Here is a 23,227-nt window from a genome sequence, read left to right as displayed (position 1 = left end):
TCCTTAAAGGTGCAGGGAGGCGAGACGTAAGATTTCATTTTGCGAGGTCTGTTTGGTGTTAACGATGCCCGCAACCTGACCATTGCTCATCACCAAAATACGGTCGGTGATCCCCAAAAGCTCCGGCATTTCGGACGAGACGATAATGATCCCCTTGCCCTTCTTCGCCAGTTCGGTCATCAGCTGATAAATCTCGAACTTGGCGCCCACGTCGATGCCGCGCGTCGGTTCATCCAGCATCAGGATCTCCGGCTGCGTCAGCAGCCAGCGGCCGATGATCACCTTCTGCTGGTTGCCGCCGGACAGCGAGCCGATATGGGTGTGATGCCCCGGCGTTTTCACCCGCATGGCGTCGATCACCCACTGGGTGTCGCTCTTCATCCGCGCGTTATCCAGCAGGCCGAGCTTGTTTTTATAATTGCGGATATTGGAGATCAACGAGTTGAAACCCACATCGAGGTAAGCGTAAATCCCGGTGGATCGGCGCTCTTCGGTCACCAACGCAAACCCGTGGTTGATCGCTTCGTTGGCACTGTGGTTGTCGATCGCCTTGCCGTGCAGCTTTATAGTGCCCGCCACCTTTTCACGAATGCCGAACAGCGTCTCGACGATGTCGGTGCGCTTGGCGCCCACCAGCCCGGCGATGCCGAGGATCTCGCCCTGGTGCAGATCGAAGGAAACATCGCGGATCGAAGGCTGGCGCAGCGATGTCAGGTTCTTCACCTCAAGGATCACCTCACCCGGCGTGTTCTGCCTGTCCGGGAAGCGCTGGCTCAGCGAGCGGCCGACCATCATGGCGATGATCTTGTCCATATCCAGCCCTTCCAGCGGCTGGGTGGCGATCCACTGGCCGTCGCGCAGCACCGTTATCTCGTCGCACAGCTGGAAGATCTCTTCCATCTTGTGCGAGATATAGACGATGCCGCAGCCGCGTTCTTTCAGCTTGCGGATGATGGTGAACAGATGATTGACCTCTTTCTCCGTCAGCGAAGAGGTCGGTTCATCCATGATGACGATCTTGGCGTCGTAGGAAAACGCCTTGGCGATCTCGATCATCTGCATCTGCGACACCGACAGGTTGCCCACCTTTTCGCGCGGGTTGATGTCGATATCCAGCTCGTCAAAGATCGCCTGGGTGTCTTTGAACATCTTGTCCTGATCGACGAACAGGCCTTTGGTCGGATAGCGCCCCAGCCACATGTTGTCCATCACGGTGCGTTGCAGCACCAGGTTCAGCTCCTGATGCACCATCGAAACGCCGTGTTCCAACGCTTCCTTCGAGCTCTTGAAATCGATTTCCCGGCCCTGAAACACAATGCTGCCGCTGTCTTTTTTATAAATGCCGAACAGGCATTTCAGCAACGTCGATTTCCCCGCCCCGTTCTCCCCCATCAGGGCGTGAATCGAGTGCGGACGGACGCGTAAATTGACATTGTCCAAAGCTTTGACGCCGGGAAATGACTTACAGATATCCGTCATTTCCAGCAAAAATTCGCGTGAGCTATCGGCCATAAATACACCTGGCTTAACGATCTTGCAGTCGTAAACATCCCCGCCGGCGGTATCCCTGGTGTTGGCGCCGCAGGCGGGGTCTTAGCGGGATCTCAATTCTTATTTAACGAACTGAGACAGGTTGTCTTTATCTACGCCGACGTAAGGGATACGCACGACTTTATTTTCGACTTTATATTGGGTGCCTTCGGTGGCCGGTTTGCCTGCCGCCAGGTTTTTCGCCAGCTCGAAGGTGGCTTTCGCCTGGTTGTCGGCGTCGTTCAGCACCGTGCCCGCCATCGCGCCGGATTTCACCAGCGCCAGCGCTTCAGGCAGCGCATCGACGCCGAACACCGGGATACTGGTCTTGTTGTGCGCTTTCAGCGCTTCCACTGCGCCCATTGCCATAGCGTCGTTGTTGGCGATCACCACTTCAATCTTGTTGGCATTCGGGCCGGAGAGCCAGGCGTCCATCTTGTCTTTCGCCTGCGCGGTATCCCACATCGCGGTATCCATCTGCAGCTGCTGGGTCTTGATGCCTTTTTCGTTCAGCGTCTTCACCACGTAGGTAGTGCGCGCTTCGGCATCCGGGTGGCCCGGTTCGCCCTTCAGCAGCACGAACTGGATCTGGCCGTCTTTGTTCAGATCCCAGGCCGGGTTGGCTTGCCAGTGTTTGGCGATCAGCTCGCCCTGGATCACGCCGGACTCTTTGGAGTCGGTGCCGACGTAATATGCCTTGTCATAGCTGTCCAACGCCTTGCGGGAAGGTTCTTTGTTGTAGAACACCACCGGGATATCGTTTGCGCGCGCCTTATCGATAACCACCGGTGCCGCGGCCGGGTCGACCAGGTTGATCGCCAGCGCTTTCACGCCCTTGGCCAGCAGCACGTCGATCTGATCGTTCTGCTTGGACTGGTCGTTCTGCGAGTCATTCATCAACAGGGTAACGTCCGGCGAAGCCTTGGCGTCTTTCTCGATCGCCTTGCGCACCACCGACATGAAGTTGTCGTCGTATTTGTAAATCGTGACGCCAATACGGGTATCAGCATGGGCTGCGGCGCCAAACATCATGGCTGCGGCCATGGCGGCCAGGGTGAAAACCTTCTTATTCATTGTCAGTCTCCGGTTCTGTGTAGGGTATTACTCGTCTTTGAGCCAATGGTCACCGGCAGTGCGCACACCCCAGGCCAGGCGATTTCCACTCAACACCTGTCGTCCGTGGATCTTGTTATTTCCGAGAAATGCTGTGTCAGCGCGAGATAAAGGTTGCAGCGGCAAGGGCCTTTGCGCCGGAAAACGCCTAGAGCATAGACGGCGTGATGTTAATATTCTGTGAATTTTCTCACAGATTGAAAACGGTTACACAGGATTAAATCGTCAGAGAGTGACCGTCGCCTCACTTTGCCAGGGGGCGACAGAATGGCGCCGCACCAGCGTCGGCATGAACAGATGAGCGGCCTGCGGCTCCGCCAGGCCTGCTGCGCCCTGCAATGCTAGCTCGGTGGCCAGCGTGGCCATCGAAACGATCGGGTAACGCACCGTGGTGAGTTTGGGGCTGGTGTAACGCGCGATGGGAATGTCGTCGAAGCCGATCAGCGAGAAATGCTGCGGTACCGTGATACCGTTTTCTTTCAGCACCGCCATGGCGCCGGCGGCCATGGCGTCGTTGTAAGCGAACACCGCGCTCAGCTGTAGATTACGCCCCAGCAGTTCCACCATCGCCGCCTCGCCGCCCTGCAGATCCGGCGAACCGTACGCGCGCCAGTTGTCCGGCGTGGCCAGCCCGGCGGCGGCCATCGCCTGCGCATAGCCCCGCTGGCGCAGCGGCCCGTCTTCGATCGGGTGATTGGAGCCCAGGTAGCCGATGCGCCGATGGCCCTGCGACAGCAAAAGACGCATTGCCATTTCCGCGCCGCAGACGTTATCCAGCCCGACGCAGCGTGGCTCATAGCCGGGGATAATCCGATTGATCAGCACCATGCCCGGCACCTGCTCCAGAAAGCCGATCAGCTCGGCGTCGCTCAGGGCTTTGGCGTGAACAATCAGGGCATTACAGCGCTGACGGATCAGCACTTCGATCGCATGGCGCTCTTTGTCCGCCTGATGATAGCTGTTGCCGATCAGCAGGTATTTGTGGTGTTTCTGCGCCACCGTGTCAACCGCTTTCACCAGCGCGCCGAAGAACGGATCGGAGACGTCCATCACCACCACGCCCAGGGTATCGCTGCTTTGGGTCGCCAGCGCCTGCGCATTGGCGTTGGGGCGATAGCCCAGATCCGCCACCGCCTGCAGCACCTGCTCGCGCGTCTCCTTGCTGGTCAGCGCGCTGTGGTTCAACACGCGGGAGACGGTCGCCACGGAGACCCCGGCGCGTTTCGCCACGTCGCGAATGGTGATCGGATGAACTGGAAGCATGCGGGATCCTGAAATCGGGGTAGTGGCCGGTGGCGCTATCCTACCCCGATTGGCCCGCTGCTCGCGTGAATTACGTCACAGGAAAGAAAACGTTTACATACATTTTTTTAACCTGCCGATGGGCACTCACTTCAGCGTTTTGGGCTCCGCTTCGCCGGCGGCCAGCTGCGTCAGCTTGCGCCACAGCCACTCCATCGGCCCCTGAGCGAAATAACGCAGCCACAGTACGGAAAACGCCAGGTTGGCCAGCCAGACCAGCGGCACGAACGCCAACAGCTGCAGCCGGTCGAACTGCTCATAGAGACCGAAGCGATAAAACAACGTGGTACAGATCAGCGTTTGCAGCAGGTAGTTGCTCAGCGCCATGCGCCCCACCTGGCTCAGCCAGTGGGCGATGCGCAGGCGCGACAGTGCGGGCCAGAAACCGTAACACAGCGCCAGATAGCCCATCGCCTGCAGCGGGGCGCCCAGCTCACGCGGCACCTGCAGCAGGAAACCGCTCCAGCGATAGTCCCACTGCACCTGCCATTGCAGCGCCACCGCCGGCAGCTGGATCAGCACCGAAAGCGGCAGCAGCCACGCCGCCTGCCTCAGGTAATAGCCGGATGAGTAGCTGCCGCGCAGCCAGCCGCTGCGCATCAGCCCGGCGCCGAATAGCATCAGCCCCGCCAGCTCCCAGCCATACTGCGCGCCGATGGCCAGCAGGCTGGACGAGAGCAGATCGGCGCGGCTGCGCCAGGCTTCGAAACCGCCCTGCAGCTTCCAGAACTTCTCGTACTGCAACTCCGCCACGCCCGGCTGCCAGAAGCTGCCCGGTTCACCGTGCGAGATAAAACCGAGCAGCAGCAGCACCGCCACGCCGATCAGGTAGAGCACCACGCCGGTTTTCAGCAGTTGGAAAGTTTCTTTGGCCTCACGGATCATGCGCCAGCACACCAGGCCGATCAGCCCGTAGGCCAGCAGAATATCGCCGTCCCACAGGAAGATGGCGTGCGCGAGGCCGAACAGCACCAACCACGACAGCCGCGCGCGGATCCAGCTTTTGCCGCGCCGCAGCAGCATTTGCAACCCGGCGCCGAACAACAGCGCGAACATCGCCAGGAACTTGGCCTGGGCGAAGAGATCCAGCAGCGCCCAGGTCCAGGCATCGCGCGACGACGGCATCCCCAAATAGGCCGGGTTGAGATAGGCGGCCTTCGGCAAGCCGAAGGCGCTGATGTTCAGCAATAAGATGCCGAGGATGGCGATGCCGCGCACGCAGTCCAGCGTAGCGATGCGCGGCAGAGGATGACTGTTCATTTTTTATCGCTGTCTTCCGCTCATGAAAAAGGCGCCCGCAGGCGCCTGTTATGCTATTGCGAGTCGCCCCGCAACGCCATCACCCCTGGTGATGACGCACCGCGCGCAGGAACTCCTGGCGGGTATTCTGGCTGGACTTGAACAGCCCCCCCAACGAGGTGGTGGTGGTGGCGCTGGTCGCGTCGCGAATGCCGCGCGCCTTGACACAATAATGGACCGCGTCGATCGATACCGCCACGTTATTGGTGCCGAGCAGGGTCTGCAGCGCGACCAGGATCTGCTGGGTCAGGCGCTCTTGCACCTGCGGACGCTGGGAGAAGAACTGCACGATGCGGTTGATCTTCGACAGACCGATCACCGAGTCTTTCGGGATATAGGCCACGGTAGCCTTGCCGTCGATGGTGACGAAGTGGTGCTCGCAGGTGCTGGTCAGCGTGATATCGCGCACCGTCACCATCTCATCCACTTTCATCTTGTTCTCGATGACGGTGATTTTCGGGAAGTTGGCGTAGTCCAGCCCGGAGAAGATCTCGTCGACATACATTTTGGCGATGCGATGCGGCGTTTCCGCCAGGCTGTCGTCAGACAGATCGAGATTCAGCAGCTGCATGATTTCAGTCATGTGCTCTTTGATGCGACGCTTGCGCGTTTCGCGATCCAGCACTTCCCCGCGCAGCGGTGTCTCCAGACCACGCTCTTCCAGTGCCGCATGCACCAGCGCGGCTTCTTTACTTAATGATGTCATGTATTTGTTCTCCTGCGGACGGAACCCGCCGGCGGCCTGGTAGGGCGTGCGGCCGGCGAATTGCTTGCTCTCGTGACGGCAGAGTTTTCGTGATGGATAACGTGAACCCGGTCAAGATTTTGCCCCACTGTAGATGAGAGCGCGGCGATTATCCAGTGATTGTGCTTCATCCGCAGGTGAAATATTCGCATTTAGCACAATCAGGCCGGCTGCGGGATCCCGCTTTTTTTGTATGGATTTTAATCAGCGCATCGCCGTTTTTTGCGCCAATCGCCGCGCCGGGGTATTCACTACCAGCGCACCGGCCACCAACAGCGCCGCCACCGCCACGTACAGCGCCGGCTCCAGCCGATGAGTCATGGCGGTCGACAGCGCCGACAGCATCGGCCCGACCAGTTGGCCGATCGCATAACCGGTGGTCAGCAATCCAGCCATGTAGCGCGCATGGCGCGGCGCCAGTTCACGGCCGTGCTGAAGGGCGAGCTGCACCACGCAGAGGAAGCCGCCGCCGGTCAGCACCGCCCCGAGCGCCAGGCCGGCCACGCCCGGCACCGCTTCGGCGCTCAGCACGCCCAACGCCTGTATCCACAGCGTGATCGCCAACCGGGTCTGGGTAGTTAGCCGATGGCGGGTCAGAATGCCGATGACAATCCCCAGCACCGCCGCACCACCGAACACCGGCCAGACAAACTGCGCGAACAGGCTGGCGGGAAAGCGCGCCGCCGCCATCTGCGACAAAAAGGTCGCCGGCAGGATGTAGCCGAAGCCGGCCAGGCTATAGCTCCACACCAGGCGTTTGAGCGCCGGCGTCAGCAGCAGCGGCTCCGGGGCCACGTCCGGGCGATGCAGCTCGCCGCTGCGCGGCAGAAAGGCGCTAATCCCCCCGACCAGCACCAGCGCCAGCCCGCCATACACCAGCCAGGCCTGCGCCGCCGTCAGCCCCAGCGTGTTGATGCCCACCGCCAGCATGCCGCTAAGGAAGATGCCGGCGCCCGGCCCGGCGAATACCGCCGCGCTCAGCGCCGGCCGGCCGTAGTGCGCCAACCGCTCGTTGGTCCAGGCCGCCACCAGCACCATCGCCCAGCCGCTGGCCCAGCCGATGACGAAGCGCAGCGCGCCGTGCGTCCATGCATCCTGCGCCAGCGCCGACAGCAGCGTCAGCGCCATCGCGCCCCATACGCCCAGCCACAGGCGCCGCTCGACGTGGCGCGTGGCGCGCATCGCGTCGTAGGCGCCGCACAGGTAGCCCAAATAGTTGATCGCCGCCACCAGCCCGGCGCCGGTGAGGCTGAACTGATGTTCCGCGATCATCAGCGGCACCTGCGGGGTGAAAGCGAAGCGGCCAATGCCCATTGCGACGATCAGCGCGGCAAAACCGCTCAAGGCAATACGTAAAGCCATACCGGTATCCAAAAGGTTAAAAGAAAGTTGCCAGTATCATGCCGCAGTATTAAACTCACAAAAACTGAATAATAGTTATCAAGTTCATCACGAAACGAGAATATTATGGATCTGACCCAGCTTCGCATGTTCTGCTGCGTAGCGGAAACCGGCTCGGTCGCCCGCGCCGCCGAGCAGCTGCACCGCGTGCCGTCGAACCTGACCACCCGGCTGCGCCAGCTTGAGCAGGAGCTGGGCGCCGATCTGTTTATCCGCGAAAAACAGCGCCTGCGCCTGTCGCCGATGGGCCATAACTTTCTGTGCTACGCCAACCGCATCCTGGCGCTGAGCGACGAGGCGATGAGCATTACCCACGCCGGCGAACCGGCGGGCAACTTCGCCCTCGGCTCGATGGAGAGCACCGCCGCCACCCGCCTGCCCTCGCTGCTGGCGGCTTACCACCAGCGTTTCTCGCAGGTTTCGCTGTCGTTGACCACCGGCACCTCCGGCGAAATCGCCGATCGGGTGCGCGCCGGCACGCTGGCGGCGGCGCTGGTCGACGGCCCGGTGCCCTATGACGAGCTGAACGGCTGCATCGCCTATCCTGAACATATGGTAGTGATCTCCTGTCTCGATCACGCGCCGATCCACAGCGCCAAAGACGCCAACGGCGAAACGCTGTTCGCCTTTCGCGCCAGCTGCTCCTACCGCCTGCGGCTGGAGGCCTGGTTCAAGCGCGAAGGCGCGCGGCCGGGGCAAATTATGGAGATCCAGTCCTATCACGCCATGCTGGCCTGCGTCGCCAGCGGCGCCGGGCTGGCGATGATCCCGCATTCGGTGCTCAGCCTGCTGCCGGGCCATGAGCGGGTCCGGGTTCACACTCTGCCGCCTGACGTGGCCGACACCGCCACCTGGCTGCTGTGGCGCCGCGACGCGTTCGGGCCGAACGTGCGCGCGCTGAAAGAATTGATTATTGAACAGACGGAAATCGCCGCTGTTGATGAAAGCACCCCCAACGATTTATCAGACGTTATCGATATCGCCTGATTTAAAAAGAAAACCACTGAGGAGACTATGATGGAGATGATCAAAACCCGCGCCGCCGTTGCCTGGGGCCCGAACCAGCCGCTGAAGATCGAAGAAGTCGAGCTGATGCCACCACAAAAAGGCGAAGTGCTGGTGCGGATCGTCGCCACCGGCGTTTGTCACACCGACGCCTACACCCTGTCCGGCAAAGATCCGGAAGGCGTGTTCCCGGCAATCCTCGGCCACGAGGGCGGCGGCGTGGTGGAAGCGGTCGGTGAAGGCGTCACCAGCGTGGCGGTCGGCGATCACGTGATCCCGCTCTACACCCCGGAGTGCGGCGAGTGCAAATTCTGTAAATCCGGCAAGACCAACCTGTGCCAGGCGATCCGCGCCACCCAGGGTAAAGGCCTGATGCCGGACGGCACCACCCGCTTCTTCAAGGACGGCAAGCCGATCTTCCACTACATGGGCACTTCCACCTTCTCCGAATACACCGTGGTGCCGGAGATTTCACTGGCGAAAATCAACAAGGAAGCGCCGCTGGAAGAAGTGTGCCTGCTGGGCTGTGGCGTCACCACCGGCATGGGCGCGGTGATGAACACCGCCAAAGTGCAGCCGGGCGACACCGTGGCGATCTTCGGCCTGGGCGGCATCGGCCTGTCGGCGATCATCGGCGCGCAGATGGCCGGCGCGGGCCGCATCATCGGCATCGACATCAACACCAGCAAGTTCGATCTGGCGCGCAAGCTGGGCGCTACCGATCTGATCAACCCGAAAGACTATGACAAACCGATTCAGGACGTGATCGTCGAGCTGACCGACGGCGGCGTCGACTTCTCCTTCGAGTGCATCGGCAACGTCAACGTGATGCGTTCCGCGTTGGAGTGCTGCCACAAGGGCTGGGGTGAATCGGTGATCATCGGCGTCGCGGGCGCCGGCGAAGAAATCTCGACCCGGCCGTTCCAGCTGGTCACCGGCCGCGTCTGGCGCGGCTCGGCATTCGGCGGCGTCAAGGGCCGTTCGCAGCTGCCGGGCATCGTCGAGCGCTATCTGGACGGCGAATTCGCGCTGAACGACTTTATCACCCACACCATGGGGCTGGAGCAGATCAACGAAGCGTTCGATTTGATGCACGAAGGCAAATCGATCCGTTCCGTCATCCACTTCGACAAATAAGCCAGGAGGCAGAGATGACGCTGTCATTGGAACTTCTCGAAGAGCACCGCATGTTCGGCGGCTGGCAACAGCGTTATCGCCACGCGGCGCAGAGCCTGAATTGCAACATGACATTCAGCATCTACCTGCCGCCGCCGCGCGATGACAACCCGCCGCCGGTGCTGTACTGGCTGTCGGGGCTGACCTGCAACGACGAGAACTTCACGTTGAAAGCCGGCGCGCAGCGCATCGCCGCCGAGCTGGGCCTGGTGCTGGTGATGCCGGATACCAGCCCGCGCGGTGACGAGGTGCCGAACGACGAAGGTTACGATCTGGGCCAGGGCGCCGGGTTCTACCTGAACGCCACCCAGGCGCCGTGGGATCGCCACTTCCGCATGTACGACTACATCAGCGCCGAACTGCCGGCGCTGATCGAACAGCACTTCAGCGTCAGCGATCGTCAGTCGATCTTCGGCCACTCGATGGGCGGCCACGGCGCGCTGATGATGGCATTTCGCAATCCGCAGCGCTTCCGCTCGGTATCGGCGTTCGCGCCGATCGTCAACCCGTGCCAGGTGCCGTGGGGCCGCAAGGCGTTCACCGCCTATCTGGGCAGCGACGAGAGCCAGTGGCTGCAGTACGACAGCTGCCATCTGCTGGCCAGCGGCGCGGAAAAAATGCCGGTCCTGATCGACCAGGGCGATGACGACCAGTTCCTGGCCGATCAGCTGCAGCCGGCGCGGCTGGCCGAGCTGGCGCGCCAGCGCGACTGGCCGCTGACGCTGCGCATTCAGCCGGGGTACGATCACAGCTACTTCACCATCGCCACCTTCGTGGAAGATCACCTGCGCTTCCACGCCGAGCACCTGTTCCGCTAATAAAAAAATCCGGGCGGTTATTAACCCGTCCGGATTTATTCAAAAGCCATCAATCAGAAAATCGATAGCGGCTTTAATTTGATTCCTGTGCTCATTGACATTACCAACGGCCTTCCCAATCTGCGAAATACGTACGGCAGCCATCTCATGCGTCATAACAAGAAACTTTTCGCCGTTGACCTCAATCTCCGGGCATAAACGTGCAGAAATTTTAACCCTGACGTTATCCAAAGCATAAAGGGGGATCATTAACCGGGTCGAGAGGACATCAATAAGATCGCTTTGAACGTCCAGTAAGTAGGGATAGGCTGATGCCGGATACGTATTGTCATATACGGTAAATTGCATATTTAAAATGTCCGATATTCATCAGACAACAAACCATTTTCTTCAGTGATACGATTAAGTTCTTCTAACGCCGCGCGATTTTGCTCGCGCCACTGTTGAATCTCAATATCCCTGACGCGGACGCTCAATGCGTCCGTCAATACGGATGACACATTGACGCCCAGGGATTTTGCGCGCTGGAAAAGATCGCGATCGATGGTTACGTTGACTGTCTTTTTCGTCACATTGCTATTTGCCATATCCATACCTCATCCCTGTAATATACACGGGTCAAATTTTCATCAATTATACTCGTAAAACAGGGGTATGCCAATTCAGCGATGCCCTCACCCCTTCAATTTGGGATCGAGCGCGTCGCGCAATCCGTCGCCCAACAGGTTGAACGCCAGCACGGTGATGAATATCGCCAGGCTGGGGAAGATCGCCACGTGCGGCGCGATCACCATATCGGCGCGCGCTTCGTTGAGCATCGCCCCCCACTCCGGCGTCGGCGGCTGGGCGCCCAGGCCCAAAAACGACAGGCTGGCGGCGGTGATGATCGAGGTGCCGATGCGCAGGGTGAAATAGACCACGATCGAAGACAGGGTGCCTGGCAGGATGTGCCGCAGGATGATGGTCCAGTCCGAGGCGCCGATGCTGCGCGCCGACTCGATATAGGTCAGGTGCTTCAGCACCAGCGTATTGCCGCGCACCAGGCGGGCGAAGGCCGGAATGCTAAAGATCGCCACCGCGACGATCACGTTGGCCATGCCGCTGCCCATGATCGCCACCACGCCGATCGCCAGCAAAATGCCGGGAAACGCGAACAGCACGTCGCAGACGCGCATGGTGAGGCGATCCCACCAGCCTTCATAGTAACCGGCCAGCAGCCCCAGCAGGGTGCCGATCGCCCCGCCCGCCAGCACCGAGAACACCCCGGCCGCCAGCGAAATGCGCGCGCCCATCAGGATGCGGCTGAAAATATCGCGTCCGAGGGAATCCACCCCCAGCCAGTGCATCAGCGAAGGCCCTTCGTTCAGCCGGTCGTAATCGAAATAGTTTTCCGCATCGAACGGCGCCAGATAAGGCGCCAGCAGCGCCGCCGCAATCAGCAGCAGCACCAACAGGCCGGCGACCAGCGCCGCCCGCTGGCGGCGAAAACGCCGCCAAAACTCGCCCCACGGCGTGCGTACCGCGTTGGGGTCGATAAGCGGCATCGCCTTCAGTGCGGCGTTGCGCCGCCAATGCTTAATCATGCCGCCTCCTCATTGGTAACGAATCGCCGGGTTGATCGCCGCGTACAACATATCCACCAGCAGGTTGATCAGGATGAACTCCAGCGAGAACAGCAGCACCTCGGCCTGGATCACCGGGTAATCGCGCATCTCCACCGAGTCCACCAGCAAGCGCCCCAGCCCCGGCCAGTTGAACACCTTCTCCACCACGATCGAACCGCCGAGCAGGAAGCCGAACTGCAGCCCCATCATGGTCACTACCGGGATCATCGCGTTGCGCAGGCCGTGTTTCATCACCACCACGCTTTCCCGCACGCCCTTGGCGCGCGCGGTGCGCATGTAGTCCTCCTGCAACACCTCGACGAACGAAGCGCGGGTGAAACGCGCCATCACCGCCGCCACCGCCGCCCCCAAGGTGATAGAAGGCAGAATGTAGTGCCGCCAGCTGTCGGCGCCCACCGTCGGCAGCCACCCCAGCTCGACCGAGAACACCTGCATCAGCAGCATGCCGAGCGCAAAGGCCGGGAACGAGATCCCCGATACCGCCAGCGTCATGCCGAGACGATCCGGCCAACGGTTACGCCACACCGCCGACACCACGCCGATCGCCAGGCCGAACGCTACCGCCCACAGCATGCTGGCGACGGTCAGCCAGAAGGTCGGCATAAAGCGCGAGGCGATCTCTTCGCTCACCGGGCGCTTGGACACCATCGAGATGCCGAAGTCGCCCCGCAGCGCGTTGACGAAAAAGTGCGCGAACTGCTGCGGCAGCGGCTTATCCAACCCCAGATCCTTGCGCACCAGCTGCACCACTGCCTCGTCGGCCTCCGGCCCCGCCGCCAGCCGCGCCGGATCGCCCGGCAGCAGGTGGACGAACAGGAACACCAGCACCGCCACGATCAGCAGCGTCGGGATCAGGCCCAGCAGTCGTTTCAGAAAATAATTGAGCATCTCATTCCTTCCCCCACCTGCCGCCGTCTGGCCGCAGGCGGGGATGGGCGCCTTATTTCAGATCGGCGTTATCAAAGTTGAACGAGGTATCCGGCATCACGTAGAAGCCGCTCAGCTGTTTGCTGTTGGCCGACAACAGACGTTCGGTTGCCAGGAAGATCCAGGGCGCGTCGGCCCAGATGCGATCCTGTGCATCCTGATACAGTTTCTGCTTCTCGGCGCGATCGGTGGTCGCCAGCGCGTCGGTCAGATCCTTGTCCACCTGCGGGTTGCTGTAGAACGCGGTGTTGAACTGCTTCGGCGGCGCCGCCTGGGTGGAGAACAGCGGCGACAGCGCCCAGTCCGCTTCCCCGGTCGAGGCCGACCAGCCGGTGTAGAACAGCCGCACGCCGGTGTCTTTCACCCCGACGCTCTCCACCTGCGCCGCGCGCTGCCCGGCATCCATCGCCGTCACCGTCACTTTCACCCCCACCTGCGCCAGCTGCTGTTGGGTGAACTGCAGCACTTTCTGCGCGGTGCTGTGGTTGTGGGACGACCACAGCGTGGTGGTGAAGCCGTTCGGGTAGCCGGCCTCTTTCAACAGCTCGCGCGCCTTGGCCGGATCGTACGGCCACGGCTTGTAGCGGGCGGCGAAATCGATGGCCGGCGGCACCGGCCCTTCCGCCGGCACCGCATAACCGGCGAACGCCACCTTGATCAGCGCGTCCTTGTTAATCGCGTAGTTGAGCGCCTGGCGCACCTTCGGGTTGTCGAACGGCTTTTGAGTGACGTTCATGCTGATGTAACGCTGCAGGATCGACGGCGCAGCCACCACGTCCAGCTTGGCGTTGCCCTCCAGTACCTTGGCCTGCTCGTAAGGGATCGGGAAGGCGAAGGTCGCCTCGCCGGTCTGCAGCATCGCCGCGCGGGTGTTGTTATCCACCACCGGGCGCCAGGTGATGCTGTCGAGCTTCGGCAGCCCCGGCTGCCAGTAGCCGTCGAACTTCTTCACCTTGACGAAATCGGTCTGGTTCCAGGTCACGAACTGATACGGCCCGGTGCCGACCGGGTGGAAACCGATCTCTTTGCCGTATTGCTTCAGCGCCGCCGGGGAGATGATCGCCGCCGCCGGGTGCGCCAGATTGTTGACGAACGCCGAGAACGGCGCCTTCAGCACGATCTTCACCGTATTGGCGTCCACCGCCTCGGTTTTGTCGATCATCTTGAACAGGTTGTAGCGCTTGAGGTGGCTGTCCGGGTTACTGGCGCGATCGAGGTTGGCCTTCACCGCCTCGGCGTTGAACGCGGTGCCGTCGTGGAATTTAATGCCCTGACGCAGTTTGACGGTATAGGTCAGGCCGTCTTTGCTGACCTCATAGCTGTCCGCCAGCACGTTCACCAGCTTCATGTCCTTGTCGAAGCCGAACAACCCCTGATAGAAAGACTTGGCCACCGCCTGCGACAGCGTGTCGTTGGCGTCGTAAGGATCAAGAGTGGTGAAATTGGACGCCACGGCAATCACCGCGTCCTTCGCCGCCCAAACCGGGCCGGTTCCCGCCGCCAGCAGTATGGCGGCCAACAGCGCATTGCGTTTGAATGTGTGCTTCATGTCGCTTGTCTCTCCTGAGGTCTTTAAAAAGCACCGGCGATCGGGTGGCGGGCGACAAAGTGCCCGGCGCCAACCTGCACCAGCGGTGCGGTAACGGGTTCATCGCCCAGTGCGCGCACTGGGCTCGGGATCTCATCGGCCGGCAGCGGCTGCCGTTTGTGGGCATGAGCGGGATCGGCTACCGGCACCGCCGCCATCAACTTGCGGGTATAGGGGTGCTGCGGATTGTCGAATACCGCCTGCCGCGGGCCGATCTCGACAATTTGCCCGAGGTACATCACCGCCACCCGGTGGCTGATACGCTCCACCACCGCCATGTCGTGTGAAATGAACAGAAAAGCGATGCCGAACTCACGCTGCAGATCGAGCAGCAGATTGACGATCTGCGCCTGAATCGACACGTCCAGCGCCGAGACCGCTTCATCGGCGATCACCACTTTCGGGTTCAGCGCCAGCGCGCGCGCGATGCAGATGCGTTGGCGCTGGCCGCCGGAAAATTCGTGCGGATAGCGGCGCGCATGCGCCGGCTGCAGACCGACGCGTTCCAGCAGCCAGGCCACCCGCCGTTCCGCCTCACGGCCGCGCATCACGTTGTGCACCAACAGCGGCTCCATGATGGAGAAACCGACCGTCAGGCGCGGATCGAGCGAGGCGTAAGGATCTTGAAAGATGAACTGAATATCGCGCCGCAGATGCTGCAGCGCCGACCCCTTCAATTGGTCTATCCGCCGCCCGGCGAAGGTGATGGTGCCGCTCTGGCTGTCCACCAGCTTCAGCAAAGCGCGCCCGGTGGTGGACTTGCCGCAGCCGGACTCGCCCACCAGCCCCAGCGTCTCGCCAGGGTAAAGATCGAAACTGACGTTTTCTACCGCGTGCACCCGGCGAGTGACCCGATTGAACAACCCCCCGCGCAGATCAAAACGCGTGACCAGATGCTCCACCCGCAGGATCGGCGCAGCGTCTGGCGGCACGGTATCCTGCGGCGCCGTATCCCCCTCGCCATCCGCCAGCGGAAACTTCGCCGGCAGCGGCCGATCGGCCATCTCCCCCAGCTTCGGCACCGCCGCCAGCAGCGCCCGGGTATAGGCCTGTTGCGGCGCGGCGAATAATTCACGCACTCGATTCTGTTCCACCTGCTCGCCGCGGCGCATCACCAGCACCCGGTCGGCTATCTCTGCCACCACGCCCATGTCGTGAGTGATGAAGATCACCCCCATCTGCATCTCCTGTTGCAGCACGCGGATCAGCTGCAGGATCTGCGCCTGAATGGTGACGTCGAGGGCGGTAGTGGGTTCATCGGCAATCAGCAACGCCGGCTTGCAAGAGAGCGCCATAGCGATCATCACCCGCTGGCGCATGCCGCCGGAAAGCTGATGCGGGTAGCGCCCCAGCACCTCTTTGGCCTCCGGAATGCGCACCAGATCGAGCATGCGCAGCGCCTCCTGACGCGCGCTGCGGTGGTCCATGCCCTGATGCAGGCGCAGCGATTCGGCGATCTGCTCGCCGACCGGAAATACCGGGTTGAGCGAGGTCATCGGCTCCTGGAAGATCATCGCCATGTCGGCGCCGCGCACCGTGCGCAGCGTGCTCTGCGAGGCGTGCGCCAGATCGAGCAACGCGCCGTCGCGCCGGCGCAGCGTCATGGCGCCGCTGACGATGCGCCCACCGCCCTGCTCCACCAACCGCATCAGCCCCAGCGAAGTCACCGATTTGCCAGAGCCGGACTCACCGACGATCGCCAGCGTCTCGCCGCGATCGAGATCGAACGACAGGTTGCGCACCGCTTCCACGGCGCCGTCCACTTGAGGAAAACTGATGCTCAGATCGCGCACCGTCAGCACCCGCTGCGGCGGCAATGACAATTCGTCGCCGGCGGGCCGGAATGAAACGTCGGTCATACACCCTCCCGGTGAACGCTTAGCGATAAATCCCGACGGACGGCGCATCGCCGACATAACCAAAACCGCGATACATCCCCTCGCAGTTAAACGGCAGCGCGATATTGCCGTGGCGATCGACGGCGATCATGCCGCCGCTGCCGCCCAGTGCAGGCAGTTTCTCCATCACCACCCGATCGCTGGCCGCCTGCAGACTGAGGCCGCCGTATTCGATCAGGGCGGAGACGTCATAGGCCGCCACGCCGCGCATGAAAATCTCGCCGGTGCCGGTGCTGGAGACCGCCACGGTGGCGTTGTTGGCATAGCAACCGGCGCCGATAATCGGCGTGTCGCCCACTCGCCCTGCCTGCTTGTTGGTCATGCCGCCGGTGGAGGTGGCGGCGGCAAGGTTGCCCAGCGCATCCAGCGCCACCGCGCCGACGGTGCCGAATTTGCGATCGGGATCGAGCGGATCGCCAGCCTGTGCCGCGCCGTCGTGATCGAGCAATACCCGGCCCTGCTCCGCCTGGGCGCGGTGCAGCTGATCAAAGCGTTCTTGGGTAAAAAAGAAGTCGGGGGTAACCATTTCCAGGCCGTGGGCGGCGGCAAACTTCTCGGCGCCTTCGGCGGCAAACAGCACGTGTTCGCTGTTTTCCAGCACCGCGCGCGCCGCCAGCACCGGGTTGCGGATATGGCTGACGCCGGCGACAGCGCCGGCGTCGCAGGTGCGGCCGTCCATCACGCAGGCGTCCAGCTCGTGGGTGCCCTGATGGGTAAACACCGAGCCTTTGCCGGCGTTGAACAGCGGGCACTCTTCGAGCAGCCGCACCGCTTCGGTCACCGCATCCAGCGCGCTGCCGCCCTGTGCCAATACCGCCTGCCCGGCGGCCACGATCTCGGACAGCGCCTGGATATACTGCCGTTCTTTTTCCGCACTCAGCGCCGCCCGGGTAATTGCGCCCGCGCCGCCATGAATGGCAATCACTGGTTTGCTCATTTGCCTGACACCCTGTGTTAATCCCGCCGTTGCGCAGCGAATAAGCTGAGCGCGGTATCATTATTATTCAGTCTTTTTCGACTCTATTTAGTCCTACAGTGGAAGTACAGCATAACGTCCACGCCCCGCTTTTAGCGTAGCGCGCTTAGACCATTTCGCACCTTGAAATAGCTTATTGGAATAAAAACAGCAGGTTATAAAAAGCAGTAAACCGCTGGTAGTGCGGCCGGGATTATTGGTAATTTCGCGAGAGGAAATAGCGGTAGAGCGTAATGAAATAAACGTTCGCGCTGAGTCACGCTTATTGCGGCGCCCGGCCTGCTGTTTTTACCCGGCCGGGCGCAGATAATCCAACGATTAAAAACCCGATCCTGGCTGCTGTAAAAAGGCCTCTTCTTCCGGCGTGCTGGTGCGCCCCAATATCGCATTGCGATGCGGGTAGCGGCCGAAACGATCGATGATCGCCTTATGCCGCAGCTCGAACTCCAACTGGTCACCGTTATTGAGCTCGGTATACAGCACCAGCGCCTGCTGGTGGATCAGCGGCGATTCCGAATGCATGAACGGCAGATAGAGAAAACCTCGCTGCTCGCGGCTCAGCCGTTCGCACTCGCCGCTGCGGATCGCCTCCTGCGCCAGGACCAGCGCCATGCCGTCGCAGGCAAACGACTGCGGCGTGCCGCGGAACAGGTTGCGGCTGAACTGATCGAGCACGATCACCTCCGCCAGGCGTCCTTCGATGGTGTCGCGCCAGTGCGCCAGCTCCCCCGCCGCCGCCGCCCGCCAGATTTCGCCGAAACGGCTGTGCAGCAGACGATCGAAATCGTCGTCCTTTTTAAACCACATCACCGGTTCGATCTCGTCGAACCAGAACTCGATAACCTGTTTATGCATCATGATTCTCCTCTGTTTTACCCAGTTTATACCCGTTCGCGCTTCCGGCGCAGTGCGAAAGATGGCGGGCATAACCCGTTCTCCCCCCCGGCGTTCTCTGCCATAATACCCGCACTTTGTCGCTATCAATGCGCACCCTGATTACGGAGTTCCCCTTATGGATCATTGCCATACTTCCGATCTCATCTCCCTGGAGCAAGCGCTGGAAAAAATGCTCGGGCAGATCGCCCCTCTGCAGCAGACCGAATCCGTCGCCCTGACCGCCGCCGCCGGCCGCATCACCGCCGCCCCGGTGGTCTCGCCGCTCGACGTGCCGCCGTTCGCTAACTCGGCGATGGACGGCTATGCGGTGCGCCTCGCCGATCTGGCGGCCAATGCGCCGCTGCCGGTCGCCGGGAAAGCCTTCGCCGGCACGCCGTTCGACGGCCAATGGCCGGCCAACAGCTGCGTGCGCATCATGACCGGTGCGCCGATCCCGGCCGGGGCGGACGCGGTGATCATGCAGGAGCAGGCCGAAGTGAGCGACCAGGGCGTGCGTTTTACCGCCCCGGTAGAAGCCGGCCAGAATATCCGTTTGGCGGGTGAAGACATTCGCCAAGGCGCCAGCGTGTTGCCGGCCGGCGTGAAGCTGGGCGCCGCGCAGCTGCCGCTGCTGGCCTCGCTCGGGGTCGCCGAAGTGCAGGTGATGCGTAAGCTGAAGGTCGCGGTGTTCTCCACCGGCGACGAACTGCAGCCGGTCGGCCAGCCGCTGCAGGCGGGCCAGATCTATGATACCAACCGCTTCGCGGTACGCCTGATGCTGGAGCAACTGGGCTGCGACGTGCTCGATCTCGGCATTATCCGCGACGATCGCGATGCGCTGCGCGCCGCCTTCGAACAAGCGGACAGCCAGGCCGACGTGGTGATCAGCAGCGGCGGCGTCTCGGTCGGCGAGGCCGACTATACCAAACAGATGCTGGACGAGCTGGGCCAGGTCAGCTTCTGGAAGCTGGCGATCAAACCCGGCAAACCGTTCGCCTTCGGCAAACTGGGCCACGCCTGGTTCTGCGGCCTGCCGGGCAACCCGGTTTCCGCCGCCCTGACCTTCTACCAACTGGTGCAACCGCTGCTGGCGAAGCTGGCCGGTCACAGTGACTGGCGCCTGCCGCCGCGCCTGCGCGCACGGGCGCTAACCCCGCTGAAGAAATCGCCGGGCCGCCTCGATTTTCAGCGCGGCGTGTTCAGCAGCAACGCCGCGGGTGAACTGGAGGTCAGCACTACCGGCCACCAGGGCTCGCACGTCTTCAGCTCCTACAGCCAGGGCAACTGTTTCATCGTGCTGGAACGCGAACGCGGTTCGGTGGCGGTAGGCGAAACGGTGGAGATCGAGCCGTTCAACGCCCTGCTGAGGAGCTGAACATGCTGCCGGAATTGACCGACGCCGAAGCGCTGCGCTACAACCGCCAGATCGTGCTGCGCGGCTTTGACTTCGACGGCCAGGAGAAGCTGAAGGCCGCCCGCGTGCTGATCGCCGGGCTGGGCGGGCTGGGCTGCGCCGCCGCGCCATATCTGGCGGCGGCCGGCGTCGGCCATCTGGTGCTGGTGGATTTCGACACCGTCTCGCTCTCCAACCTGCAGCGCCAGATCCTGCACCGCGACGATCGCATCGGCCAGAGCAAAGTCGCCTCCGCCAGGCAGGAACTGAGCGCCATCAATCCGCATATTCGCATCGACGCCATCGACGGCCGTCTGGAAGATGACGCGATCGCGGCAGAGATCGCCGCCTGCGATCTGGTGCTCGACTGCACCGATAATGTGGCGGCGCGCGACGCCCTGAATCGCCTGTGCCACGCACAGCGCAAGCCGCTGGTTTCCGGTGCGGCGATCCGCATGGAAGGCCAGCTCAGCGTGTTCACCTATCAGCCGGGCGAGCCCTGCTACCGCTGCCTGAGCCGGCTGTTCGGCGACAGCGCCCTCACCTGCGTCGAAGCGGGCGTGATGGCGCCGCTGGTCGGCACTATCGGCACCCTGCAGGCGATGGAAGCCATCAAGCTGCTGGCCGACTATGGTCAGCCGCTGCGCGGCAAGCTGTTGATGTTCGATGCGATGAGCATGCAGTTCCGCGAGATGAAACTGCCGAAGGATCCGCACTGCGAAGTGTGCGGCGGGGCGTGACGGATAAAAAAAGGGCGGGATAATTCCCGCCCTGATGCGTTACCGCGAGGGTTACACGATGCCCTGGCTGCGCAGATAGTCTTCGTAGTTGCCGGTAAAGTCGATCACCTTGTTCGGGGTGATTTCCAGAATCCGGGTCGCCAGCGAGCTGACGAACTCACGGTCGTGGGAGACGAAGATCAGCGTGCCTTCGTACATCTCCAGCGCCATGTTCAGCGATTCGATGGATTCCATATCCAGGTGGTTGGTCGGTTCGTCCATCACCAGAATATTCGGGCGCTGCATCATCAGCTTGCCGAACAGCATGCGGCCCTTCTCACCACCGGATAGCACCTTCACGCGCTTCTTGATGTCGTCCTGGCTGAACAGCAAACGGCCCAGCACACTGCGCACCGCCTGCTCGTCGTCTTTTTCCTGCTTCCACTGGCTCATCCAGTCGAACACAGTCAGGGTGTCGTCGAACTCGTATTCGTGATCCTGCGCGTAATAACCGATACGGGCATTTTCCGACCACTTCACGGTGCCGCTGTCCGGCTGCGCGTCGCCCACCAGCGTTTTCAGCAGGGTGGTTTTACCGATGCCGTTGGCACCCAGCACCGCGACCTTCTCGCCCACTTCCACCATCAGGTTCAGCTTGTTGAACAGCGGGCCTTCGTCGAAGCCCTTGGTGAGCGCTTCCACTTCCAATGCGTTACGGAACAGCTTTTTGTCCTGCTCGAAACGGATGAACGGGTTCTGGCGGCTGGAGGCTTTCACCTCTTCCAGCTGGATCTTGTCGATCTGGCGGGCGCGCGAGGTGGCCTGCTTGGATTTGGAGGCGTTGGCGCTAAAGCGGCTGACGAACGATTGCAGCTCGCTGATCTGCGCTTTCTTCTTAGCGTTGTCCGCCATCAAACGCTCACGCGCCTGGGTGGCGGCGGTCATGTATTCGTCGTAGTTGCCCGGGTAGACGCGCAGCTCGCCGTAGTCCAGATCCGCCATGTGGGTGCAGACCATGTTCAGGAAGTGACGGTCGTGCGAGATGATGATCATGGTGCTGTTGCGTTCGTTCAGCACCTGCTCCAGCCAACGAATGGTGTCGATGTCCAGGTTGTTGGTTGGTTCGTCGAGCAACAGGATTTCCGGATCGGAGAACAGCGCCTGCGCCAGCAACACGCGCAGCTTGAAGCCCGGCGCGATTTCGCTCATCGGGCCATAGTGCTGTTCCACCGGAATGCCCACGCCAAGCAGCAGTTCGCCGGCACGCGCTTCGGCGGTATAACCGTCCATTTCGCCGTAGGCCACTTCCAGGTCGGCTACTTTATAGCCGTCTTCTTCGCTCATCTCCGCCAATGCGTAGATGCGGTCGCGCTCTTCCTTCACCGCCCACAGTTCGGTGTGACCCATGATCACGGTGTCCAGCACGCTGTACTGCTCGAAGGCGAACTGATCCTGACGCAGTTTACCCAGGCGCTCGTTCGGATCGAGGAACACGTTGCCGCCGCTCGGCACCAGATCGCCGCCGAGGATTTTCATAAAGGTGGACTTGCCGCAGCCGTTGGCGCCGATCAGGCCGTAACGGTTGCCGCCGCCGAATTTAACAGAGATGTTTTCAAACAACGGCTTACTGCCGAACTGCATGGTGATGTTGTTAGTGCTTAACACAGCGCTCGCTCTTTATACATAGGGAATGTGATTTGGCGCGCATTATGCCACAACGGGGTGCAGAGATCGCGGGAAGTTTCGGTGACATTTTGAGCGTCAGGCTGGTGCCGTTTGCCGGTGGGCATTGGCTTGCGTACAAAAAGTCTGCTAGATTCGGCGGTTCATATTGAAAAGGATTTCTATGAAAAGCGTAAAGCAGATAGCCAACGACATGGCGGATGCCGTAAACATTGACAGCAATTTAGTGCGCGGGTTTGCACAAGGTTTTATCAGCGTACCGGTCGATTTCTACTACCTGGGCTACGACTATATTGATACTGAAAACAGATGGTTAAACTCGCAAGATAAAGAGCGATTTATCAGACTCATCAAGTCAGGCCTGGCCAATAAAGCAAGCATCGAGAAAGTGGCTCATATCTTCATCGAAAACTTCGCCAGTAAGGTCAAGTTTGAAGATGTTAAGGACATGACCATAAGAACATCAGGCAAACTCATCGGAAAATTCGCCTTTAATCAGTTAGCCACCGCAAACATGGATATATATTCTCTAAACAAATCATCCCACGGCTTGTCTCCGGTGTTGCCGTTGGCTCAATTCTCACCGCTGGGGCAAGCATATCGCGCTCTGTCTATACATCACGCGACTTGAGGGCAAGAAACTCACGGATGTATGATCAACTCAGACGCCTGGGAAACCTCGATCTGCTGTACTTTCTGTTAGAAAACAAAGTCCGACCATTCGAGGATGCCGTCTCGGTTTGGGAAAAAGATCGAAAGAAATTCAGCCAAATTTGTCAGTACTTTTTTGCAAAGGTTAACGTATGAAGAACTTTATGCTGGCGGCTTTATCCAGAATTATTCAGGGCATTGGGTGCGGCGTTGTGGCCCTCTCGCTGTTAGCCATTGTCTGGTTCATGTTTTATTCCGACGACAGTTTTAAGTATCTGTGGGTTGCGACCTCCATAGCTGGAATTTTCTTAGGGTATTTCATTTTCAGGTTTGCAGTTAAAAAAGTATACGATAAAAGTCCTGATTGAATGGTGTAATTTAAATTGAGAAAAGACAGTTATAATATTGTTTTCAATGATAATTACTGGCTCTCTAGTCGATGAGCTGTAATTAACTCAGCTACATTCCGCACGCAGACTACTATTTTTCCGACGTATTTACC

The 23,227-nt window shown here is 60.8% G+C and carries 22 protein-coding genes; 7 read left to right on the top strand and 15 right to left on the bottom strand.

The features are described 5' to 3' along the window. Positions 1-3 precede the first annotated feature (3 nt). From mglA to GUC32_RS07385, 6 genes are all read right to left on the bottom strand, one after another. Positions 4-1,512 (bottom strand): galactose/methyl galactoside ABC transporter ATP-binding protein MglA, encoded by a 1,509-nt coding sequence (mglA, locus tag GUC32_RS07410; protein ID WP_004938959.1) that lies wholly within the window; start codon positions 1,510-1,512, stop codon positions 4-6. Between the two features lie 99 nt (positions 1,513-1,611). After that, the gene (mglB, locus tag GUC32_RS07405; RefSeq protein ID WP_025302149.1) at positions 1,612-2,604 is read right to left on the bottom strand and encodes a galactose/glucose ABC transporter substrate-binding protein MglB; all 993 of its coding nucleotides are present in this window, start codon (positions 2,602-2,604) and stop codon (positions 1,612-1,614) included. 264 nt (positions 2,605-2,868) lie between these two features. Then, positions 2,869-3,906: an HTH-type transcriptional regulator GalS gene (galS, locus tag GUC32_RS07400; RefSeq protein ID WP_049205814.1), complete on the bottom strand. Its 1,038-nt coding sequence runs from the start codon at positions 3,904-3,906 to the stop codon at positions 2,869-2,871. Between the two features lie 126 nt (positions 3,907-4,032). After that, entirely contained in the window at positions 4,033-5,205 is a 1,173-nt protein-coding gene (gene yeiB / locus GUC32_RS07395; protein ID WP_049208870.1) for a DUF418 domain-containing protein YeiB, read from the bottom strand. Between the two features lie 79 nt (positions 5,206-5,284). Then, positions 5,285-5,950 carry a GTP cyclohydrolase I FolE gene (gene folE, locus GUC32_RS07390; protein WP_004938969.1) on the bottom strand — a complete coding sequence of 222 codons (666 nt, stop codon included), beginning with the start codon at positions 5,948-5,950 and terminating at the stop codon, positions 5,285-5,287. Positions 5,951-6,193: 243 nt separating this feature from the next. Continuing rightward, the gene (locus tag GUC32_RS07385; protein WP_369435646.1) at positions 6,194-7,351 is read right to left on the bottom strand and encodes a YbfB/YjiJ family MFS transporter; all 1,158 of its coding nucleotides are present in this window, start codon (positions 7,349-7,351) and stop codon (positions 6,194-6,196) included. Positions 7,352-7,456: 105 nt separating this feature from the next. Here GUC32_RS07385 and GUC32_RS07380 point away from each other — a divergent pair, with 105 nt between their 5' ends. From GUC32_RS07380 to fghA, 3 genes are read left to right on the top strand one after another with little or no spacing between them, the layout of a single operon-like run. Further along, entirely contained in the window at positions 7,457-8,377 is a 921-nt protein-coding gene (locus tag GUC32_RS07380) for a LysR family transcriptional regulator (protein ID WP_025302145.1), read from the top strand. 30 nt (positions 8,378-8,407) lie between these two features. Next, a complete protein-coding gene (locus GUC32_RS07375) occupies positions 8,408-9,532 on the top strand; it encodes an S-(hydroxymethyl)glutathione dehydrogenase/class III alcohol dehydrogenase (protein WP_043142415.1) in 1,125 nt (374 codons plus the stop codon). Positions 9,533-9,546: 14 nt separating this feature from the next. Further along, the gene (fghA, locus tag GUC32_RS07370) at positions 9,547-10,389 is read left to right on the top strand and encodes an S-formylglutathione hydrolase (protein ID WP_015377214.1); all 843 of its coding nucleotides are present in this window, start codon (positions 9,547-9,549) and stop codon (positions 10,387-10,389) included. 39 nt (positions 10,390-10,428) lie between these two features. Here fghA and GUC32_RS07365 read toward each other — a convergent pair whose 3' ends face one another. The 8 genes from GUC32_RS07365 to GUC32_RS07330 all read right to left on the bottom strand — a co-directional run bounded on the left by GUC32_RS07365 (position 10,429) and on the right by GUC32_RS07330 (position 18,258). Further along, positions 10,429-10,737 (bottom strand): CcdB family protein, encoded by a 309-nt coding sequence (locus tag GUC32_RS07365; RefSeq protein WP_025302144.1) that lies wholly within the window; start codon positions 10,735-10,737, stop codon positions 10,429-10,431. 2 nt (positions 10,738-10,739) lie between these two features. Next, positions 10,740-10,976, bottom strand: coding sequence for a type II toxin-antitoxin system CcdA family antitoxin (locus GUC32_RS07360; protein ID WP_025302143.1), 237 nt, complete (start codon positions 10,974-10,976; stop codon positions 10,740-10,742). A gap of 87 nt (positions 10,977-11,063) precedes the next feature. Beyond that, a complete protein-coding gene (gene gsiD / locus GUC32_RS07355; RefSeq protein ID WP_169540348.1) occupies positions 11,064-11,972 on the bottom strand; it encodes a glutathione ABC transporter permease GsiD in 909 nt (302 codons plus the stop codon). A 9-nt stretch (positions 11,973-11,981) separates the two neighbouring features. Beyond that, on the bottom strand, positions 11,982-12,902 hold the full coding sequence (gsiC, locus tag GUC32_RS07350; RefSeq protein ID WP_025302141.1) for a glutathione ABC transporter permease GsiC: 921 nt from the start codon (positions 12,900-12,902) through the stop codon (positions 11,982-11,984). A gap of 52 nt (positions 12,903-12,954) precedes the next feature. Next, entirely contained in the window at positions 12,955-14,490 is a 1,536-nt protein-coding gene (gene gsiB, locus GUC32_RS07345; RefSeq protein ID WP_025302140.1) for a glutathione ABC transporter substrate-binding protein GsiB, read from the bottom strand. Positions 14,491-14,513: 23 nt separating this feature from the next. After that, positions 14,514-16,388 carry a dipeptide ABC transporter ATP-binding protein gene (locus GUC32_RS07340; protein WP_369435645.1) on the bottom strand — a complete coding sequence of 625 codons (1,875 nt, stop codon included), beginning with the start codon at positions 16,386-16,388 and terminating at the stop codon, positions 14,514-14,516. Between the two features lie 19 nt (positions 16,389-16,407). Then, positions 16,408-17,364, bottom strand: coding sequence for an isoaspartyl peptidase/L-asparaginase family protein (locus GUC32_RS07335; protein WP_025302138.1), 957 nt, complete (start codon positions 17,362-17,364; stop codon positions 16,408-16,410). Positions 17,365-17,721: 357 nt separating this feature from the next. Then, positions 17,722-18,258 carry a DUF924 family protein gene (locus GUC32_RS07330; RefSeq protein ID WP_038629078.1) on the bottom strand — a complete coding sequence of 179 codons (537 nt, stop codon included), beginning with the start codon at positions 18,256-18,258 and terminating at the stop codon, positions 17,722-17,724. A 157-nt stretch (positions 18,259-18,415) separates the two neighbouring features. On the opposite strand from GUC32_RS07330, the gene moeA reads away from it, so the two are divergent. Together moeA and moeB are read left to right on the top strand one after the other, a co-directional pair. Beyond that, complete coding sequence (gene moeA, locus GUC32_RS07325) at positions 18,416-19,654, top strand: molybdopterin molybdotransferase MoeA (protein ID WP_369435644.1); 1,239 nt, start codon at positions 18,416-18,418, stop codon at positions 19,652-19,654. Between the two features lie 2 nt (positions 19,655-19,656). Beyond that, the gene (moeB, locus tag GUC32_RS07320) at positions 19,657-20,412 is read left to right on the top strand and encodes a molybdopterin-synthase adenylyltransferase MoeB (RefSeq protein WP_049295269.1); all 756 of its coding nucleotides are present in this window, start codon (positions 19,657-19,659) and stop codon (positions 20,410-20,412) included. 51 nt (positions 20,413-20,463) lie between these two features. On the opposite strand, the gene GUC32_RS07315 is transcribed toward moeB, so the two are convergent. Further along, positions 20,464-22,056 (bottom strand): ABC-F family ATPase, encoded by a 1,593-nt coding sequence (locus GUC32_RS07315; protein ID WP_025302134.1) that lies wholly within the window; start codon positions 22,054-22,056, stop codon positions 20,464-20,466. A 181-nt stretch (positions 22,057-22,237) separates the two neighbouring features. On the opposite strand from GUC32_RS07315, the gene GUC32_RS07310 reads away from it, so the two are divergent. Beyond that, positions 22,238-22,705: a hypothetical protein gene (locus GUC32_RS07310; RefSeq protein ID WP_235614436.1), complete on the top strand. Its 468-nt coding sequence runs from the start codon at positions 22,238-22,240 to the stop codon at positions 22,703-22,705. A 172-nt stretch (positions 22,706-22,877) separates the two neighbouring features. Then, positions 22,878-23,093 carry a hypothetical protein gene (locus tag GUC32_RS07305; protein WP_369435643.1) on the top strand — a complete coding sequence of 72 codons (216 nt, stop codon included), beginning with the start codon at positions 22,878-22,880 and terminating at the stop codon, positions 23,091-23,093. Positions 23,094-23,227: the final 134 nt, after the last annotated feature.

Origin of the sequence: Serratia sp. NGAS9, from assembly GCF_009905295.1 — a bacterium.
GTDB classification, from domain to species: Bacteria; Pseudomonadota; Gammaproteobacteria; order Enterobacterales; family Enterobacteriaceae; genus Serratia; species Serratia bockelmannii.
Note: the sequence above shows the minus strand (reverse complement) of the source record. Positions and strands in the feature narration are given on the sequence as shown.

Coding starts and splice junctions, on each gene's coding strand:
- mglA (WP_004938959.1), bottom strand. CDS start 1,512: ATGGCCGATAGCTCACGCGAATTTTTGCTGGAAATGACGGATATCTGT.
- mglB (WP_025302149.1), bottom strand. CDS start 2,604: ATGAATAAGAAGGTTTTCACCCTGGCCGCCATGGCCGCAGCCATGATG.
- galS (WP_049205814.1), bottom strand. CDS start 3,906: ATGCTTCCAGTTCATCCGATCACCATTCGCGACGTGGCGAAACGCGCC.
- yeiB (WP_049208870.1), bottom strand. CDS start 5,205: ATGAACAGTCATCCTCTGCCGCGCATCGCTACGCTGGACTGCGTGCGC.
- folE (WP_004938969.1), bottom strand. CDS start 5,950: ATGACATCATTAAGTAAAGAAGCCGCGCTGGTGCATGCGGCACTGGAA.
- GUC32_RS07385 (WP_369435646.1), bottom strand. CDS start 7,351: ATGGCTTTACGTATTGCCTTGAGCGGTTTTGCCGCGCTGATCGTCGCA.
- GUC32_RS07380 (WP_025302145.1), top strand. CDS start 7,457: ATGGATCTGACCCAGCTTCGCATGTTCTGCTGCGTAGCGGAAACCGGC.
- GUC32_RS07375 (WP_043142415.1), top strand. CDS start 8,408: ATGGAGATGATCAAAACCCGCGCCGCCGTTGCCTGGGGCCCGAACCAG.
- fghA (WP_015377214.1), top strand. CDS start 9,547: ATGACGCTGTCATTGGAACTTCTCGAAGAGCACCGCATGTTCGGCGGC.
- GUC32_RS07365 (WP_025302144.1), bottom strand. CDS start 10,737: ATGCAATTTACCGTATATGACAATACGTATCCGGCATCAGCCTATCCC.
- GUC32_RS07360 (WP_025302143.1), bottom strand. CDS start 10,976: ATGGCAAATAGCAATGTGACGAAAAAGACAGTCAACGTAACCATCGAT.
- gsiD (WP_169540348.1), bottom strand. CDS start 11,972: ATGATTAAGCATTGGCGGCGCAACGCCGCACTGAAGGCGATGCCGCTT.
- gsiC (WP_025302141.1), bottom strand. CDS start 12,902: ATGCTCAATTATTTTCTGAAACGACTGCTGGGCCTGATCCCGACGCTG.
- gsiB (WP_025302140.1), bottom strand. CDS start 14,490: ATGAAGCACACATTCAAACGCAATGCGCTGTTGGCCGCCATACTGCTG.
- GUC32_RS07340 (WP_369435645.1), bottom strand. CDS start 16,388: ATGACCGACGTTTCATTCCGGCCCGCCGGCGACGAATTGTCATTGCCG.
- GUC32_RS07335 (WP_025302138.1), bottom strand. CDS start 17,364: ATGAGCAAACCAGTGATTGCCATTCATGGCGGCGCGGGCGCAATTACC.
- GUC32_RS07330 (WP_038629078.1), bottom strand. CDS start 18,258: ATGCATAAACAGGTTATCGAGTTCTGGTTCGACGAGATCGAACCGGTG.
- moeA (WP_369435644.1), top strand. CDS start 18,416: ATGGATCATTGCCATACTTCCGATCTCATCTCCCTGGAGCAAGCGCTG.
- moeB (WP_049295269.1), top strand. CDS start 19,657: ATGCTGCCGGAATTGACCGACGCCGAAGCGCTGCGCTACAACCGCCAG.
- GUC32_RS07310 (WP_235614436.1), top strand. CDS start 22,238: ATGAAAAGCGTAAAGCAGATAGCCAACGACATGGCGGATGCCGTAAAC.
- GUC32_RS07305 (WP_369435643.1), top strand. CDS start 22,878: ATGAAGAACTTTATGCTGGCGGCTTTATCCAGAATTATTCAGGGCATT.